This window comes from Microcoleus sp. CAWBG27 (genome assembly GCF_020883145.1).
GTDB lineage: Bacteria > Cyanobacteriota > Cyanobacteriia > Cyanobacteriales > Microcoleaceae > Microcoleus.
Map to the genome: position 1 here is coordinate 1 of NZ_JAHREU010000017.1, position 18,026 is coordinate 18,026.

Genomic DNA, 18,026 nt, shown 5'->3' on the forward strand with positions numbered 1-18,026 from the left:
TGATAGGCTTGACAGTATTCGTCTACAAAACTGACTGTAGGGACTGGTTCGCGGGGTACTACCATACATTTTAACTATTTGACGGCTTCAGGAATATTATACTATGGCTAAAGTGATGAAAGAGCGATAATAAGAAGGACTAAAGTCCTCACTACGAACCTAACGAATATTTGTCGTGAGGAGTTTAGTTCTTTCCATAAGAAGGACTAAAGTCCTCACTACGAACCTACAGTAATCTATCTAAAAAAATGTCAAATATAGATATAGATATACGTCTAGTTAAAAACGCACAAGAATTAGAGGATATGTTTTACCAGCGGTGGTTGGTTTTGCGATCGCCCCTGGGCATGGAAAGAGGCAGCGAAAGGGACAGTCATGAGAACGGTGCTTGTCATATTATAGCAGCAACGGGCGATCGCACAATTATCGGCTCGGGCAGACTCCGAGAATTATCCCCAGAATTGGGAAGCATCTCTTATATTGCTGTACTTCCTGAATTTCAAAACCAGGGAATCGGCACTAAACTGATGGAAAAACTAATCGCGCAAGCTAAGGAAAATAATTTTACAACACTCAGATTGATGTCTCGCATTAACGCCGTTAAATTTTACAAAAACCTCGGATTTGTAGAAAAAGACAATCCCTTTGAATACCTGGGAATCCCGCACATATTCATGGAGTTGAAGACGGCGGTTGAAACCGCGTCTATACAGACAAAACCCGCCTCCGCGGGTTGAACACAACGGTTGATATTACGTTATTTTCTTTAGTCCGCGGAGGCGGACATCGTTTGTGTAGGCGCGGTTTCAACCGCCGTCTCTCTTAGTCCGCGGAGGCGGACATCGTTTGTGTAGGCGCGGTTTCAACCGCCGTCTTATCTCTACGAAAATCTCGAAAAGGATAAATCACAAACCTTGACTCCTCTTTCTTCGAGTAAAAGTAAGAATACTTTACCAAATATTTGACAAACTCTGATTCTTTTTTAGCGCCACAGGAACCTTTCAACCTGACTGTTTTAGCTTCATCTTTAACCAACTCAGCCCGATAGACATAAGTACCATCAACTGTTTCAAAAGTTAATTCAGCAACAAAATCATCATTTTCAGGATTTTTCTCTACGATACAGCCTGAGACTTTGTAGTTGAACCAATCCCACCCGTAGCGGATGATGAATTCTCGTTCCAAAACCTGAATTTGGTTCGGCAAAATCCCCCAACCCCGATAAACCTGATTCAAACATTCAATATCGCCAGTCCGTGTTAAGATTGACTGAAATGAAATGCGATCGAGATTTCCATAATATCTGCCATCACGCAAATCGATCGCAGTCGGTGCCATCCGATGTCCGCCAAAATGACTAGATTTCCAAACACGAATATCACTTAATCCTAACTCCGAAACCAAAGTTGTTGCTTGGGCATAAAAAGGATTTCCATATCTCGCGCAACATCTATCATGACTCCCGTGAGTACAAACCAAAATATCTCTACTTGGGTTATTCTCAACTTCGCAATCCGGCACTTCTCCAGCTAAATAGCTTTTGACAATTCCCGCTACTTGCTCAATATTACTCGCGCTAAATTCCTGCTTTTCGTAACCATCAAAAAGTCCTTGACTTTTGTTGTCATAAATCAAGACTTTGCGCTTATCAGCACATTTAGTTTGGTCGCTATTTATCAACAAAAATCTAATTTTTTGCTGAGAATGCTCTACTTCCTCCACCAAATCCCTGAGATTCTGGGGCACTTGTTTGGAATCAAAAGCTTCTGATTCCCAAGGCAAACAGCATTCAATCAATATATAGGTTTGGTAATTAGTACCACTCCCAATAATATCCTCTTCAACGCATTTAGAAGCATCGGCGCAAAAAAAAGTCTCCGGCATTTTCTACCTCGTTATGTGTCATAAATTACTTTTTAAACAACCCATTAATTACACCTAGTACCCTTCTCTAGTTTTAGCCAACAAAAATAATTCCGTCAACTACCAACTTAGACAAAAGTGGCACTACATCAATTTCCCAATCATAATCTGGCAACCAATCCATCACATCTTCTCCTGTAAAAAATTCTGTACTGAATAGATTGTCCATAAATTTCTCCGTTACTCCTTTCAGAGATACTTCTTTACCTCCAACAACAACTTTGTATCCACACCCATCAGGTAATTCGCGAATTCTCACCCGCAGAAACTTGGGAATCCTAAACTTAGTTTGAATCCCGTAGGGAAAAATGTTGAACCCTGCTTGATAAGGGAGAGAGTATTTCGCCACTGGTTTTACTAAACTGTCAAGGTAGCTGCTGTACTCTTCTCCAAGCTTTTTACTGTTTGCGTAGCGCTGCAATTCAGCAATTAAATTATTTACACTTACATCAATGGAATCGGATTTTATTCGCGGCGGTAAACTTTGACGCCACTCTTCTTGTTGTCGCAATTCGCCCACCAACCATTCTAAAACGTCAATTCCGGTTTTGCCGTGAATTCCTAATGTTAAATGCAGCGACGGTTCATCTGAAGCAACTGCATAATGCCAATGTCCGCGCGGTATGTAAAGGACATCTCCGGGGTGCAAAGTGCAGGTTAAATATGGTGGAGTTTCTGGTGGCGAAAATGCCGAGGATTTTTGGTCGATCAGCGGGTATTTAATTGTGTCGGCAAATACATACCACTGCTTAATCCCGTCTGTTTGCAAGATAAAAACTTCGTGGGTGTCGTAGTGCGAAGAAAACCCCTGTTTTTCTGGCCAAGAACAATAGGCATTTACTTGGTTTGGATAACCTAAATCTGCTTTTATTTCTGCCGCAAATTCAGCTATTTCTGGGATGAGTTTGTGAACTTGATTGACGATTAAAGTTGCTCCCGATTGGCACAGTTTTATGAGATTGACGTTTTCGCTGGCGTCGAGAACTTTTCCTGCTACTGCTAAGCGAATGTCGGGATATTTTAATTCGTGAAAGTTGAGCAGGTAGTTGAGTTTTTCCCAGGAAAATAAATGTGCAAAGTCTTTTTTCCCTTCGCTGGAAATGACAACTGCTTTGTTTGTCCAGTTGTTATTTAGAAAATCTTCGAGATTGTATGGTTTGAGTAGATTCGCGATCGATCGCATAAATTCTATTGATAAAACTTCTCAATAAATTTTGAACAATTGAATAATTGAGGACAATGCTTTATGCTTGCCCTCAATTAGTCCACATTTCCCGACAGACAACAGTAAAATCTACTACTTGTTGCTTGGGGATGCGAAGTCTAACCGAAAAACCTGCTATTACTCGTTGGTAACATCGCTGCCATCGGCATCAACATTAAGCGCAGAAGAGATATTTTTAGCTGTGGCGTGCTGGGCAATTTCCTTGACTTCTACTTGGATTTTGCTAGCACGGGACAATTTGAGAGCAGATCCGTTGATTACCTTTGACATCATGGCCTCCGATTGTTATATGAAACCCATTTCGCTGAAATATTCCCAGACTTTGACGTTAGGGCTTGCATTTTCAGCTTCGAGTAGAAGCCTAGCACAAAGTCAATAAATCATGCAAGTAATTAGTAATACTTTTCAATAAGCAGTCGGAGATCGCACTTCCGATCCCTTGCTAACCCAGTTGACAATTAAGCGTAAATCCTCTCTAGCTATTGATTCTGGACATTCAGCGACCGCTGGCTAGCCCGATCGCCCTTACGCACATACTGCTAAACGGGCAATCTACTCTTGAGAATTAGTTGTGAAAATATCAGTGTTTTTGAACAGAGGCATCTACCTTAAGGTAGAGTGTTGTTTGTGAGACTTAGGATTAAAACGAGTTACTATCTAATTTGGGCGATCGAGAAAAACCGATTCCCAATCCCCAACCACCTATAGCGGTTATCAGAAAGATGAGGTATGTTGTTGGGATGCGAGCCCTCTTAGCTTAAGGGTGATAATAAGCTGTCAGTCATACCTCATCTTTTTGAGAAAGGCTATAGCTATTTCTTCCCTCCTACATCCGTTAACATCCGTTAACATCCGTTACATCCGTTAACATCCGTTACATCCCGTACATTGCTCGCTGCCGAACTTCCTTCGTAATTATCAATGAATCAATATTTTGCTACAGTTGCGCGCGGTTTAGAAACCATCGCCGCCCAAGAATTAGAAAGTTTAGGGGCGCAAGATGTCAAGCCTGATTTTACAGGAGTTTACTTCGCGGGCGATCGCGCTTTATTGTACCGCGTCAATCTGTGGTCGAGAACAATTTTTCGAGTGCTAGTTCCCATAGCCGAATTCCAGTGCTACGACTCAGATAAGCTCTACCGCGAAGTGCAGAAAATTCCTTGGGACGAATACTTAGATCCTGACAATACTTTAGCAGTCAACTGCACCGGCGGCAACGATAAGTTGAACCACACTCACTTTACAGCATTGCAGGTCAAAAATGCGATCGCCGACCAACAGCGCCTGCAATTTAACAAACGTTCCAATGTTGATGTCGAAAATCCCGACTTACTAATTAACCTTCACATCCATCGAGACCGCGCTATCTTGAGCTTAGACAGTTCCGGCGGCAGTTTGCACAGGCGGGGATATCGCCCCGCAATGGGGCTGGCTCCGCTCAAAGAAACCCTGGCTGCGGCTTTGTTAGAGATGGCAGAATGGACGGCAGATTTACCATTTTTAGACCCGATGTGCGGTTCCGGAACTTTGCCCCTGGAAGCGACTTTAAAGGCCTTGAACATTGCACCTGGATTGTTTCGAGAAAAGTTTGGATTTATGACGTGGCGGGATTTTGACGAACCTTTGTGGGATACATTGTGGGCCGAAGCTGAAAACAGCGAATTGCCGGAACTTAAAGAAATCATCGCCGGGTGCGATCGCGATTCTGATATGTTAGATCGAGCTCGCACCAACGCCCAACAAGCAGGTATTTCAGGTAAAATCAAGTTTGCTCGTACCGAGTTATCCGAGTTGGAAGCACCGACAGATAGAGGCATTTTGATTTGCAATCCTCCCTACGGAGAGCGCCTGGGAGATGCTAGCGAATTGGGAGATTTATACAAGATGTTGGGCGATATTTTCAAGCAGCGTTTTAAAGGTTGGAACGCGTTTATTTTGACTGGAAATAAGGAGTTGGGTAAACAGGTAGGACTCAGGACATCGAAGCGAATTCCGGTTTTTAATGGCTCGATTCCCTGTACTTTGCTCAAGTATGAACTGTATTGAGGAGTTGTAAAACACAATTATGAGTAATTTATGTTTGCAATAAGGACTAAAGTCCTTACTACAAACGTCACTAATTACTGAAAATTAATGCTCGATTTTGAGCGAAATAATCTTGTCGCCTTGGCGGATCGCATTCACCACAGACATATCCTCAGTTTTGCCAAAAGTTGTGTGAACTCCGTCTAAATGAGACTGGGGAGAATGGCAAATAAAGAATTGGCTTCCACCAGTATCGCGGCCTGCGTGAGCCATCGATAAAGTGCCTGCCAAATGTTTGTTCGAGTTGATTTCACACTTGATTTTGTAGCCGGGCCCGCCTGTTCCAGTGCCTTTGGGGCAGCCACCTTGAATCATAAAGTTAGGAATGACTCGGTGAAACGATAGTCCGTCGTAAAAACCTTTTTCCGCCAAGTCAACAAAATTTTTCACTGTATTCGGCGCATCCGCATCGAACAGTTCTAAATTGATTGTACCTTTGTCGGTTTCCATAATAGCGCGGGTCATAATTTCTCCTTGCTTCCGAAAATGAGTGTGCTGTCTGCGTCTTAATTGCGGACTTTGGTTTAATAGCGAAAGGTTTTAAGCTGTCGCTATATTTTGGCTTTCAGAAGTGTAGCATACTCCGGCAAATCTCATAGGACTTGGGCAGGCTTTCTGAGCAAACCCGGTTTCTGGCTAGATTTGTGGTTAGCAAAGCCAAGATTTTCCCAGAAACAAGGGTTCAGAGGGTAAGTGCTATTTTAATTGTCGATCGCTTTTGGGCGATCGGGTTCTTCCTGCATATCGTTCATATTAAAAATGAAAGGAACCCGACTCGAATTGCTACCCATAACCAATACCTTTGGCATCTGAGCGCCGCCGCTTCTCCAAGCTTCGATCGCCTCTTTTTGCAGCACCAAATCGCCGCCTTGAGCCTTCAGAGTTTCTGCCAAAAGCCGTTGAGCTTCAGCCCTACCTTGAGCGCGGTTAATATCAGCTTGAGCTTGTTGTTCAGCTTCTTGAGCAACATAAACAGCCCTTTGCGCCCGCTGTTCGGCTACCTGTTTTTCCTCAACTGCTTTCGCAAAATCTGTGGAAAATCGAATGTTGACAACGCTCGTGTCCAGCACAATTACATCATACTTTGATAGCCGCTCCTTCAGTGCAGTATCAAAGTCTCGTTTCAGTTCGCTTCTTTGAGTAATAGATTGTTCGGCGGTTCTCAGGGCAGCCGCTGTTTTAAATGCTTCTTGCGTCTGCGGAGCAATAATTTTAGAGACTATATTCTCCAAGGTTCCTTGAGTCCTTCTGACATCGACTACCTTTGCTGGATCGAGGCGAAAATTGATCGCAAAACTAGCATTTAAATCCTGAAGGTCTTTAGTAGCACTCTGGGCGGGAACTTCAAACTTTTGCACTGTGACATCGTACACATCAACCTTGGATATCAGCGGGGGTCTGAAGTGAAATCCCTCTAACAATGCTCCATCTGTGGCTTTTCCTAAAATGCTAACAACCCCTGCTTCACCTGGATTGATGACAACAAAAGAGTTGAAGCCCAGGAGTAGCGCGACTACTAATAGAATTCCAGCGATCGCTGACGTTACGCTCTGGAAACTTTGACTTTTCAAAATATACGCTCCTTTGTGATACATCTATTATATAGCAATCCTAAATCATTTGTGAATTTCTTACTCCCTCCCCTTTATAAGGGGAGGGCTGGGGTGGGGTAAAAAACTTTACGACTTCTGCAAGGACTGCTATATAGCACTCCTAAATGATTCGCAAACCTCTCTTCGATCTGACTTCGCGCTCTTTGCGTCTTCGCGGTTCGTAAAAAAATACAATTAACAACTCAAATACAATTGTTATGATAGATAAAAAAGGTAACAGCGCGATGGTCGAAATTGTTAAATATCCTAGAACTTATCACATCGAAGGTTCGCGTTTCCAGCCGGGTGATGAAGACCTCAACAGCGTGCCGTTTAGCGCTATTGCCGATCGCCCTTTAGTTATCGAAGAAAAGGTAGACGGCGCCAATACAGGCATCAGCTTCGCGCCAGACGGGCAAATGCTGCTGCAAAGTCGCGGCCACTATCTCACCGGCGGCCCGCGAGAAAAACATTTTAACTTGTTCAAACAGTGGGCTTTCAGTCTCAGCGGAGTCCTGGGAGAAGTGCTGGGAAATCGTTATATTTTGTACGGCGAATGGCTTTATGCAAAACACACTGTTTTTTATGATTTTCTGCCGCACTATTTTATGGAATACGACGTGCTGGACTTGCAAACAAGTCAGTTTTTGAGTACAGAAGCCCGCCGCCAGTTGTTGAACGGAGTGCCGTTAGTCTCTGTTCCTGTTCTGTTTTCGGGAGTCGTAAAATCGCCCAAGCACATGATGCAGTTGATGGATAAATCTAATTTTATTCAACCCGGACATTTGGATCGGTTGCGCTTGCAGTCTCGGGAATTGGGATTTGATGAAGAGCGGTGTTTGAAGGAGACTGATAATAGCGATCGCATGGAGGGTCTGTATATTAAAGTCGAAGCAGGTGGAATTGTCAAGGCGCGTTACAAGTACGTGCGCGCTAGCTTTTTGACTGCGATTAAAAATGCGGAGGGACATTGGCTGAATCGCCCGATTGTACCGAATATTTTGCGTCCCGGCGCTGATTTATTTAATTTTAGATAAGACTCGGCGGTTGAAACCGCTGCTATACAAACAATGTCCGCCTCCGCGGACTAAGAAATTCAGAAATTTACAGATGAGAGTCGGCGGTTGAAACCGCTGCTACACAAACAATGTCCGCCTCCGCGGACTCAGAAATTAACATATTAACAAATAGGTGAAACTATGACTGCTTTATTATCACAATCTGCAACTTGGACTTTTCCATTTTGTCCAGAACCGCCCGATTGGTTCCTAGATTGGGAGAGCATTTACAATCATTTTGATTGGATTCAAAACTTAGAAGGATGCCAGCAAGATCCGATTTATCACGCTGAAGGTGATGTCTTAATTCACACCAAAATGGTCTGCGAAGCCTTAATATCTTCCCCGAATTGGCGGCAGCTTCCGGTGCAAGAACGTTCAATGGTTTTTGCGGCGGCTTTGCTGCACGATGTCGCAAAACCTGCTTTTACAAAGATAGAAGAAAATGGCAGAATTAGCTCGAAAGGTCACGCCCGTCAAGGTGCGAGGATGGTCAGACAAATTTTAGCTCAATTTGACCCGCCGGTGCAGTTTAGCATTCGGGAGACTGTTTGCGCGATCGTCCAATTCGGCAGTTTACCCATCTGGCTGCTGGAAAAACCCAACCCGCAGCAGTCTGTAATTAAGGCCAGTCAAGTTGTCCGCTGCGATTTCCTCGCACTTTTAGCAGCAGCAGACGTGCGCGGCCGCGAGTGTAGCGACAGACAAGAAATTCTGGATAAAATACAACTATTTCGGGAGTTTTGTCAAGAAAATAATTGTTTGGATTCTCCGCGACAATTCCCGTCAGCCCACAGCCGATTTATCTACTTCCGCAAAGACAACGGAAACCCCGATTATGAAGCATTTGACGATACTCGATGCGAAGTCGTTTTGATGTCGGGATTGCCCGGAAGCGGTAAGGATTATTGGATAAGAGAAAATCTACCCAATTGGCCTGTTATTTCCTTGGACGCGCTGCGAAAAGAGATGAACGTTCCTCCCGATGAAACTCCCGGAAATGTCATCGTCGAAGCTAAACAGCGAGGGCGGGAATACATGAAATCGGGATGTTCTTTTGTGTGGAATGCCACCAATACGACTAAACAAATGCGCCAGCAATTAATTAATTTCTTTGCTGATTATCAAGCTAGAATTCGGATTGTTTACCTGGAAGTTCCCTTGGAGGAAATTTTGCGGCGGAATCGATCGCGCGCAGCAGCAGTCCCAGAAGCGGTAATTCAACGATTGGCCAATCGCCTGGATATCCCAGATGTCACTGAAGCGAATCAAGTCGATCGATTTGCGGGCTAGGCATTTTTTGAATATTTAGGTACGTTGTTGCGCTTTAGCGCTCTTTCCGGAGATTATCAAGAACGCTAAAGCGCAACTACATACCTTGATTTATTTGACATAGGTACGTTGTTGCGCTTTAGCGCTCTTTCCTTAGATTATCAAGAGCGAAGACAGCGCAACTACATACCTTGATTAGTACGTTGTTGCGCTTTAGCGCTCTTTCCTTAGATTATCAAGAGCGAAGACAGCGCAACTACATACCTTGATTAAGGTGACAGTTCCATCCAGGACTTAATGAGTCAATCAAGGACTGAAGTCCCTACTACGAACCTTAAGCTTTATAATTTTCCTCAGTCCAGCAGCGCGGCAGAACTTCGCCGGAGGGGAAAACTAATTTATCCTTCTCAAAATGTGCCGGATCTTGCTCTTCTTCACCAGCTTGAATTCGTCCCGCTACTTGATTTTGGGTAGGGCTGATTAAAGTCTCGATATCGATGATTTCTATCAAGTCGCCGGATTCTTTTTCTTGTAAAAGCATAGTTTCTCCTTGTGAAGTAATGGTGAGTTATGGTTTGAGAACAACTTTGATGCAGTTATCTTTTTTGTGTTTGAAAATCTCGTAAGTGTCGGGCGCTTCATCCAATTTCATGCGGTGGGTAATCACGAAGGTTGGGTCAATTTCGCCTTTTTGAACGCGATCGAGCAAAGGGCGCAAATAGCGGTGAACGTGTGTCTGTCCCATTTTCATGGTCAATCCTTTGTTGAACGCTGCACCTAAGGGCACTTTGTCAACAAAGCCGCCGTAAACGCCGGGAATTGACACTGTGCCGCCTTTGCGACAGGCTTCGTAGTTGATGGTTTTGGCTTTGGCGGTGGCCATTTGCAGGGGTTCGGGTATTCTGTATTGTGTTCTCCTCTAGTTAACTCCCAGATTTTTGATGCTAAATCTTAAATTTACTCCGCAGCTAAATCAATTGGCTGTATTGTTTAATTTTAAGGATATAAAATGTGGCAGTTCTCTATCCGAGGTATAATTTTTAAATCTATCTTTCGGCTGTTTTAAGTTATAAAAAAGGTAGAGTTTATCCCAGCGTAAATTGCAATAGATTTAGGATTATTGTTTTAACAGCTAACAAAGATGGCTGAGGTTGTTTTTGGCGATCGCCAGTTTGTAGTGCGCCGGGAGTGTCCGCTATAAAGCAGTTTGTAGTGCGTCCTGGTGTCCGCAGGATAAGAACGGACACCAGGACGCACTACGAACGGCACGACGAACCATATAACTGCGATCGCATCTTGAGAATCGCGCACCCTGCTTGAGGAGGATTAATCGTCAAAAATTGTATCATTAGCTATAACTAAAAGCCGAGCTTGCGCTAAAGTTGTTAAAGATCAAAATTTATCGATCGCCTTTTATGCCTTACACTGCATCTAGCCCAACAGACCCCAATCAAGAAAATATCCGCAATGCCGACCACCGCCTACTAGAATTCACCAAGCTGACGCCGATGATGCAGCGGTATGTGGAAGTGAAAGAACAGTATCCCCACGCACTTTTATTGTTTCGAGTCGGAGATTTTTTTGAGTGTTTTTTTCAAGATGCCGTGACGATTTCGCGGGAATTAGAACTTGTTTGCACTAGCAAAGAAAGCGGCAAAGAAATCGGTCGAGTGCCGATGACAGGAGTGCCGCACCACGCCCTCGATCGCTACACTTCTGTGTTAGTAGAAAAAGGCTATGCTGTAGTAGTTTGCGACCAAGTTGAAGATGCCTCGATCGCCGCCCGCGAAGGCCGCCAAGTCAAGCGCGAAATCACCCGCATTCTCACTCCCGGAACTTTGACAGATGACGGAATGCTCAAGCCCCGACAAAATAACTTTTTAGCAGCAGTCGTCATCGCTGGGGAACATTGGGGATTGGCTTATACTGATATTTCTACGGGAGAATTCGTCACTACTCAAGCCGACAGTTTAGAACAATTAACCTTAGAATTGCTCCGTTTGCAGCCTTCGGAAGTCCTGGTTCCAACTAATGTGGTGCTAACTAATGCGCCGGATTTGGTGACGATGTTGAGGCCGGGAGAGAAATCGGAGCATTTACCCGATTGTTTGCCGAATTCGTTTTGCTATTCTTTGCGATCGCAAATCCCGTTTACTTTGTCCGAAGCCAAACAGCGAATCCTGCAAAAGTTCAAAGTGCGATCGCTCGAAGGGATGGGATGCGCGCACCTTTCCCTCGCAGTGCGCGCCGCCGGGGGTTTGCTGCAATATCTCGAAGAAACTCAAAAAGAAAAAGCAGTTGCTTTACAAAGATTGCACACTTACACTCTCACCGATTTTCTGACACTAGACTATCAAACCCGCCGCAATCTCGAAATTACTCAAACAGTCAGAGATGGCGTGTTTCACGGTTCGCTGCTGTGGGCTATAGACAAAACCAGCACCGCCATGGGAGGCCGCGCTTTGCGCCGCTGGTTGCTGCAACCTTTACTCAGCATTAAAGGTATTTGCGCCCGCCACGATACGATTCAAGAATTAGTAGAAAATAATCCGCTGCGCCAAGATTTGCAGCAGTTGCTGCGCCAAATTTACGACATCGAAAGACTCACAGGGCGCGCCGGTTCTGGAACCGCTAGCGCGCGAGATTTGGTCGCTTTAGCCGATTCTCTGTCAAAATTACCCCAATTGGCTGCGATCGCAACTGAAGGAATCTCGCCCTATTTAAAAGCGCTGCAAAATGTCCCGCCCATTTTAGAAGAATTAGCAACTCAAATTCACGCTTCTTTAGTTGACGAACCGCCGATTCATTTAAAAGAAGGAGGTTTAATTCGATCGGGCATTAATTCCATGCTTGATCAAATGCGCCACACTGCATCAGCCGATCAAGAATGGATTGCCACTTTAGAGGCTAACGAACGGCAACGCACCGGAATTTCTAATTTAAAAGTCGGCTACAATAAAGCTTTCGGCTATTACATCAGCATTACCAAATCGAAAGTTGACCAAGTACCGAACGACTACACCCGCAAGCAAACTCTCACCAATGAAGAACGCTACAGCACAGAAGAATTAAAAGAAAGGGAAGTGCGAATTCTGACGGCGCGGGAAGATTTGAATCACTTGGAATACGATATTTTTGCGAAATTGCGATCGGAGGTAGGAGAGCACGCCGAAATTATTCGCAACGTTTCCCGCGCGGTGGCGGCGGCGGATATTTTGTGCGGTTTGGCGGAAGTAGCGGTTTATCAAGATTACTGTCGCCCGATGATGACAGAAAGTCGGGAAATTAAAATTATTGAAGGTTGTCATCCGGTGGTGGAAAAGTCTTTACCGCCGGGATTTTTTGTCCCGAATTCGGCTTTTTTGGGTCGGGAAGCAGCGCTAAGTCGCCCAGATTTAATTATTTTAACTGGGCCGAATGCTAGCGGCAAAAGTTGTTATTTGCGCCAGGTTGGTTTGATCCAGTTAATGGCGCAGATGGGCAGTTTTGTCCCGGCGAAGGCTGCGACTTTGGGAATTTGCGATCGTATTTTTACCCGAGTCGGCGCCGTGGACGATTTAGCAACCGGTCAGTCTACGTTTATGGTGGAAATGAACGAAACTGCAAACATTCTCAACCACGCGACGCCGAAATCATTGGTTTTGTTGGATGAAATCGGCAGGGGAACGGCGACATTTGACGGACTGTCGATTGCTTGGTCTGTGGCAGAATATTTAGCCAGCGAGATTCGGGCGCGGACGATTTTTGCGACTCACTATCACGAGTTAAATGAGTTAGCTTCTATTTTGGATAATGTGGCAAATTATCAGGTGACGGTGAAGGAATTGCCGGATCAAATCGTCTTTTTGCACGAAGTTCACCCCGGCGGTGCTGATAAGTCCTACGGAATTGAAGCAGGGAGGTTGGCTGGTTTACCGCCGTCGGTGATTGACAGGGCGAGACAGGTGATGAAGCAGATTGAGAAACATAGCAAAATTGCGATCGGGCTGCGGAAGGGTGTTAAAAAAGATGGCAAAAAAGAGTCTGAGGGACAAGAATTAGATATCTTTGACGATTAAAATTCTCACGAAAAAAGGTTCAAGGTACGTTGTTGCGCTTCAGCGCTCTTTCCTGTATATATAGCCTTTCTCAAAAAGATGAGGTATAATTTGCAGCTTGTATAACCGCTTAGACTAAGAGGGCCCAAGCCCAACAACGTACCTCATCTTTTTGAGAATCGCTATACATGAAAGAGCGCTTAAGCGCAACAACATACCTCAAATCATTTGCCATTTTGCAACTTTCTTACCTCTTTGTGAACGCTCATCCCAATTTCCAGAGCCTCATTCAGCAACCGCCCGTATTCAGTCGCCCGATCGCTCACATCCAGCGCCATCAAAGCCGCCAAATTACTTTCAATATTAGCAAATAACTCGTAACGGCGACCAATGAATTTCTGATTTTCCCTGAGAATCTTCTCAGTTTTTAAAGCACAGACCAAACTTTCTCTAGTAATTGTTAGTGCCTCAATTGCATCTTGTCGGTTAATTAAATTGGCTTGTAAATTGCCAGCAGCCGTTAGGCGATCGATAATATCTAAAGCCTTAATCACCTCATGATACTTCTCAACTTCCTCCAAGAGACCCGCCAGCGTTGCCAAAGGCTTTGCCTTCAGCCATTGATAGACATTCCAAGCAACAGTAATCGCCAGCGACAAACCCAAAGTTATTTGTAAAACCCGGACAAATATTTCAGCATCGCTAGCTGAACTAACTTCATGTTTGTTGGCCAGCAAAGCAACCGGGAGCGAGATAACAAGTGTTACGCAAAATATCAGCAACTCATGCAACAAAAGAGCAAACAGCTTTTTGCCGTTTCGGAGTGTATCGGGGTGATAAAAATTCCCTGAAAAACCGTCGCTCAAAGCTATTCCGCTCAAATCTTCCAACTCCTTCTCAGGAATTCTCAACTCATCCAAATCCGCTTGTATCACTATGGCAAATCTCCTTAAATTGGCATTAATTAAAATCCTCCCAGAGACCTAATTGAATCCCACAGACTCAGATAAAAATTGCTCTCTCGGCTGCGGAAAAGTTGAAAAGCTTGTCCCGGTGCGCCAAAAAAAGGTCTCAGCGTCCATCCCAACTGACTGCCCACAAACGCATACAGTCCCAACCAGAAGCGCAAAATATTTAGCCTGATGTCTTTGCCTTCGGCATCTTGTTCGGACATAAAGTGCATTCCTTGATAGATAAAACTTACCCCCAAAAATCCTGTGACTGCCATAATAGCAACATTCAACAGCAGAAAAAAGCTGTAATTGGTACTGCTAATCAGAAAAAATAGGCTGACAGGTGCAAATCCAAACAGCAAAACGCTAATCATCGCCATTGATGTCATCAACAATGTCAAATACTGTTCAAAAGTTCGTTTTGAACCAAACATGACATTAAAAAAGTACAGTGTGGGAAAGCAGATAATCAGCGTCAGTAAGTAAAGCGCTGGCAGTTTGATTGCTGACACCAGACATTGCATCCACGTACTAGATGCACCTAATATCGCTCCGTATATACCAAAAAATATGGTACTGGAAATTAACAAACCAAAAATTTTAGATTTGAGCTTGACACCTTCGCGAATTTCTTCGAGAAACTGTTGCCGTTCCCGCAGCAAATACATTACTACTGAAAAATATTTCACGGGTTCTCCTTCTGACTGATGCGACTCCGAATCAGTCATAACTCAAGCTGAGTGCGATCGACAATCTTGCCAACTGGATGCACTCTATGTTAACTCATTATTCTTCCAGATACAGGACTCATACAACTCCCATTATCTAGGGTTCCACGCACACCCCACCTTACTGCTATTGCCTGTCGGCTGGATATTTACAGTCAAATTCTAGTCAAATTGTGTTCAAATTGTATTCAAATTGTATTCAAAAAGGGCGATCGGGCAGTCACTTGATACTCAGTTTGGTCGTTTTGTCGTCAATTTGTATCCAATTTCTAGTCTTTTTGACGCCCCACCCAGCCAAAAAATCGGCAATAAAAAACCCCAAACCGTTGATTTCTAGTTGGTTTGAGGCTTTTTGTTTAATAAGCGGGTGGCGGGAATCGAACCCGCATAGTTAGCTTGGAAGGCTAAAGTTTTACCACTAAACTACACCCGCATTCACACAGAACCTAAACATACCACAAGCTTCTGAGAATTGCAATAGGCCCGTGCAAAATTTCTCAAGTTATCCCTGAAAGTGGTTGAATAGGGACTTTTCAACAGTTGACAGTTGACAGTTGACAGTTGACAGTTGACAGTTGACCTCTGCCTAAAAGTCAGAGGATTGGAGTAATGAATAGTCTGATTTTAATTTCTACGCCCAAGCCAGAGGCTTTCAACCAATTCTTTCTGGTAAGCCCGATCGCCCCCAAATCCCCCTCCCAAATCCCCTATCCCACGGTACTAAAGGCTTTAGGGATGGAAATAATCGTAGATTTGCTGCGCCAGACGCGGGCCAATTCCAGAAACTTCGGCCAACTGTTGGGGAGTCGCTAAACGCAGATAGTCGATCGACCGAAAATGCGCTAACAACAGTTTTTGGCGGTGGTGTCCCAACCCGGGAATCTCATCTAAGCGCGATCGCTTCATTCTCTGACTTCTTTGATCTCGGTGAAAACTCACAGCAAACCTGTGCGCCTCATCCCGCACCCGCCGCAGTAATTGTACACCCGGTTGCTCGGAATTAGTTGGCAGCGGCAAAGATTCCCCCGGCAAAAATATCTCCTCTCGCTGCTTTGCCAAACTCACAACCCGCAACTCATCTAGCAAATTCATCTCCCGCAAAACAGCCACAACTGCTGATAGTTGACCTTTGCCGCCGTCTATCATAATCAAATCCGGTTTGTCAGCAATATTAGGAGAAACTGAAGACACATTACTGACTGCTTCCGCATCTGGTAACTTGCTAAATTCATCTTGCTGCTTGCTGTTTCTTTCTGCGTCTTTGAGCCTAAATCGTCTGCCGATAACTTCTGCTAAACTAGCAAAGTCGTCAGAATGACCGGATTTAATTTCAGGATTCTTAATTTTGTAGTGGCGGTAGTGTTGATTCGCTGGTAAACCGTCGATAAATACGACGCGGGAAGCTACCGCATCCGAACCTTGAATGTGAGAAATATCGTAACCTTCTATGCGGTGCGGCATTTCTGGTAAATCGAGAATTTCGGCTAAATCTTGCATTGCTTGAGAATTGCGATCGCTCAATCGTTGCATTCTCGCCAATTCGTACTCAGCATTCCGTTCCACCATCTCAATTAACTCCGCCTTAGTTTGGCGCTGCGGAGTCAAAATAGTCACTTTTCGCCCCTTGCGATTGCTCAACCAATCTGCTAATATTTCGCCTTCTGGTAAGTCGTACTGGACAGAAATTTCGCTGGGAATTTCTACGGCTTCGACATTTTGATAGTGTTCTTCCAAAACTCGCTGCAAAATCGCCCCGGCTTCTACCCCCCCTCGTTCCCCCCCTTGGTAAGGGGGGGAGGTAAGAGAATGTTGAGATAATTCTTCTTCCCCGGAATGTAGGGGCGGTGCCCCTGTGCCCGCCCTAGCTATTTCTTCCCCGGAATGTAGGGGCGGTGCCCCTGTGCCCGCCCTAGGTATTTCTTCCCCGGAATGTAGGGGCGGTGCGCCTGTGCGCGCCCTAGGTATTTCTTCCCCGGAATGTAGGGGCGGTGCCCCTGTGCCCGCCCTAGGTATTTCTTCCCCGGAATGTAGGGGCGGTGCCCCTGTGCCCGCCCTGGGAATCTCCGCCATAAAGCCCAGTCTGCCGACTAATTGACCTGCACGAATCTGGAATAATTGAATGCAGGCGTGCTGCGTGTCTGCTGCCAGGGCGATCGCATCCCTGGAAACGGTATCATTAGGTAAAGACACTTTTTGACCAGCACTCAAAGATTGCAAACCTTTAATTTGGTCGCGAATCCTGGCCGCAGTTTCAAAGTTCAAATCTTCCGCAGCTTGTTCCATTTGTGGTTCCAGAATATCCATTAATTCCTGAGTCCTTCCCTGGAAAATCATCGCCACTTTTTGAATAATTTTTCGGTATTCCTCCGGCGAAGTTAGCCCCTGACAAACGCCGACGCAACGGCCGATGTCGTAGTTGAGACAGGGACGGTCTTTAAACAGCGGTTGAGGGCGCTGTCGCAGGGGGAAAATCCGCTTAATTAAATGCAGCGTACTGCGAAGCGCGCCTGTATCGACGTAGGGGCCGTAGTAGCGGTCTTTTGCATTACCCGGCCGACGTTTGCGGGTGATGAAAATGCGCGGGTATTCCTCCGACCAAGTTATGCACAAATAAGGATATTTTTTATCGTCTTTGAGGAGGACATTAAAATAAGGTTGGTGCTGTTTTACGAGGTTGGCTTCTAATGCTAAAGCTTCGGCTTCTGTGTCGGTGGCGATGAATTCGATTTCGCGCACTTGCTGTACCATCATCGCGATGCGAGGACTGAGGTTTTGGCTTTCGCGGAAGTAGGAACGGACTCGGTTTCGGAGTTTTTTGGATTTGCCGATGTAAAGGATGCGATCGCTCTCGTCGCGCATTAAGTATACACCGGGAACTGCCGGAATTTCTCTGAGGCGGCTTTCTAGGCGTTCTGCATCTTTAATTAGTGGCAGGGTTTTTGTGGACGGCATATAAATTTGAGATTTTATGACTTATAGTGGTTCTCAGAAAGATTAGGTATGTTGTTGGGATGCGAGCCCCCTTTGTTTAAGGTGTTATGTAAGCTGTCAGTGATACCTCACCTTTTTGATAAAGGCTATATATCTACTATTGTAACGCTGTTATCTGGGTCAAGCGAATCAATCACAAAAAATAGTTCGTAGTGAGGACTT

General features: G+C 44.9%; 15 protein-coding genes and 1 tRNA gene. 5 read left to right on the plus strand and 11 right to left on the minus strand.

The window, feature by feature from the left end:
• The first annotated feature begins 248 nt into the window (after positions 1-248).
• Positions 249-737, plus strand: coding sequence for a GNAT family N-acetyltransferase (locus tag QZ938_RS12235; RefSeq protein ID WP_293351660.1), 489 nt, complete (start codon positions 249-251; stop codon positions 735-737).
• A gap of 85 nt (positions 738-822) precedes the next feature.
• Here QZ938_RS12235 and QZ938_RS12240 read toward each other — a convergent pair whose 3' ends face one another.
• The 3 genes from QZ938_RS12240 to QZ938_RS12250 form a co-directional block, all read right to left on the minus strand.
• Positions 823-1,884, minus strand: coding sequence for a sucrase ferredoxin (locus QZ938_RS12240; protein WP_293351662.1), 1,062 nt, complete (start codon positions 1,882-1,884; stop codon positions 823-825).
• Between the two features lie 73 nt (positions 1,885-1,957).
• Positions 1,958-3,106, minus strand: a complete 1,149-nt coding sequence (locus tag QZ938_RS12245; protein WP_293351664.1) for a cupin domain-containing protein — start codon at positions 3,104-3,106, stop codon at positions 1,958-1,960.
• A gap of 159 nt (positions 3,107-3,265) precedes the next feature.
• Positions 3,266-3,421 carry a hypothetical protein gene (locus tag QZ938_RS12250; RefSeq protein WP_293351666.1) on the minus strand — a complete coding sequence of 52 codons (156 nt, stop codon included), beginning with the start codon at positions 3,419-3,421 and terminating at the stop codon, positions 3,266-3,268.
• A gap of 648 nt (positions 3,422-4,069) precedes the next feature.
• On the opposite strand from QZ938_RS12250, the gene QZ938_RS12255 reads away from it, so the two are divergent.
• Positions 4,070-5,194 (plus strand): THUMP domain-containing protein, encoded by a 1,125-nt coding sequence (locus QZ938_RS12255; protein ID WP_293351668.1) that lies wholly within the window; start codon positions 4,070-4,072, stop codon positions 5,192-5,194.
• Positions 5,195-5,278: 84 nt separating this feature from the next.
• Here QZ938_RS12255 and QZ938_RS12260 read toward each other — a convergent pair whose 3' ends face one another.
• Both QZ938_RS12260 and QZ938_RS12265 read right to left on the minus strand, forming a co-directional pair.
• On the minus strand, positions 5,279-5,698 hold the full coding sequence (locus tag QZ938_RS12260; RefSeq protein ID WP_293148754.1) for a peptidylprolyl isomerase: 420 nt from the start codon (positions 5,696-5,698) through the stop codon (positions 5,279-5,281).
• Positions 5,699-5,934: 236 nt separating this feature from the next.
• Positions 5,935-6,804 (minus strand): prohibitin family protein, encoded by an 870-nt coding sequence (locus QZ938_RS12265; RefSeq protein ID WP_293148756.1) that lies wholly within the window; start codon positions 6,802-6,804, stop codon positions 5,935-5,937.
• Positions 6,805-7,043: 239 nt separating this feature from the next.
• Here QZ938_RS12265 and QZ938_RS12270 point away from each other — a divergent pair, with 239 nt between their 5' ends.
• Together QZ938_RS12270 and QZ938_RS12275 are read left to right on the plus strand one after the other, a co-directional pair.
• Positions 7,044-7,862: an RNA ligase family protein gene (locus QZ938_RS12270; protein WP_293351670.1), complete on the plus strand. Its 819-nt coding sequence runs from the start codon at positions 7,044-7,046 to the stop codon at positions 7,860-7,862.
• 162 nt (positions 7,863-8,024) lie between these two features.
• Complete coding sequence (locus QZ938_RS12275; RefSeq protein ID WP_293351672.1) at positions 8,025-9,176, plus strand: AAA family ATPase; 1,152 nt, start codon at positions 8,025-8,027, stop codon at positions 9,174-9,176.
• A 313-nt stretch (positions 9,177-9,489) separates the two neighbouring features.
• On the opposite strand, the gene QZ938_RS12280 is transcribed toward QZ938_RS12275, so the two are convergent.
• Both QZ938_RS12280 and QZ938_RS12285 read right to left on the minus strand, forming a co-directional pair.
• On the minus strand, positions 9,490-9,696 hold the full coding sequence (locus QZ938_RS12280) for an acetyltransferase (protein ID WP_293148762.1): 207 nt from the start codon (positions 9,694-9,696) through the stop codon (positions 9,490-9,492).
• Positions 9,697-9,723: 27 nt separating this feature from the next.
• Positions 9,724-10,038: a hypothetical protein gene (locus tag QZ938_RS12285; protein WP_363318823.1), complete on the minus strand. Its 315-nt coding sequence runs from the start codon at positions 10,036-10,038 to the stop codon at positions 9,724-9,726.
• A gap of 532 nt (positions 10,039-10,570) precedes the next feature.
• On the opposite strand from QZ938_RS12285, the gene mutS reads away from it, so the two are divergent.
• Positions 10,571-13,213 carry a DNA mismatch repair protein MutS gene (gene mutS / locus QZ938_RS12290; protein WP_293351674.1) on the plus strand — a complete coding sequence of 881 codons (2,643 nt, stop codon included), beginning with the start codon at positions 10,571-10,573 and terminating at the stop codon, positions 13,211-13,213.
• 203 nt (positions 13,214-13,416) lie between these two features.
• On the opposite strand, the gene QZ938_RS12295 is transcribed toward mutS, so the two are convergent.
• The 4 genes from QZ938_RS12295 to uvrC form a co-directional block, all read right to left on the minus strand.
• Positions 13,417-14,127, minus strand: a complete 711-nt coding sequence (locus QZ938_RS12295; protein ID WP_293351676.1) for a hypothetical protein — start codon at positions 14,125-14,127, stop codon at positions 13,417-13,419.
• Between the two features lie 29 nt (positions 14,128-14,156).
• Complete coding sequence (locus QZ938_RS12300) at positions 14,157-14,873, minus strand: actin-binding WH2 domain-containing protein (protein ID WP_293148765.1); 717 nt, start codon at positions 14,871-14,873, stop codon at positions 14,157-14,159.
• A gap of 362 nt (positions 14,874-15,235) precedes the next feature.
• A tRNA-Gly gene (locus tag QZ938_RS12305) sits at positions 15,236-15,306 on the minus strand.
• Positions 15,307-15,602: 296 nt separating this feature from the next.
• The gene (gene uvrC / locus QZ938_RS12310; RefSeq protein WP_293351678.1) at positions 15,603-17,825 is read right to left on the minus strand and encodes an excinuclease ABC subunit UvrC; all 2,223 of its coding nucleotides are present in this window, start codon (positions 17,823-17,825) and stop codon (positions 15,603-15,605) included.
• Positions 17,826-18,026: the final 201 nt, after the last annotated feature.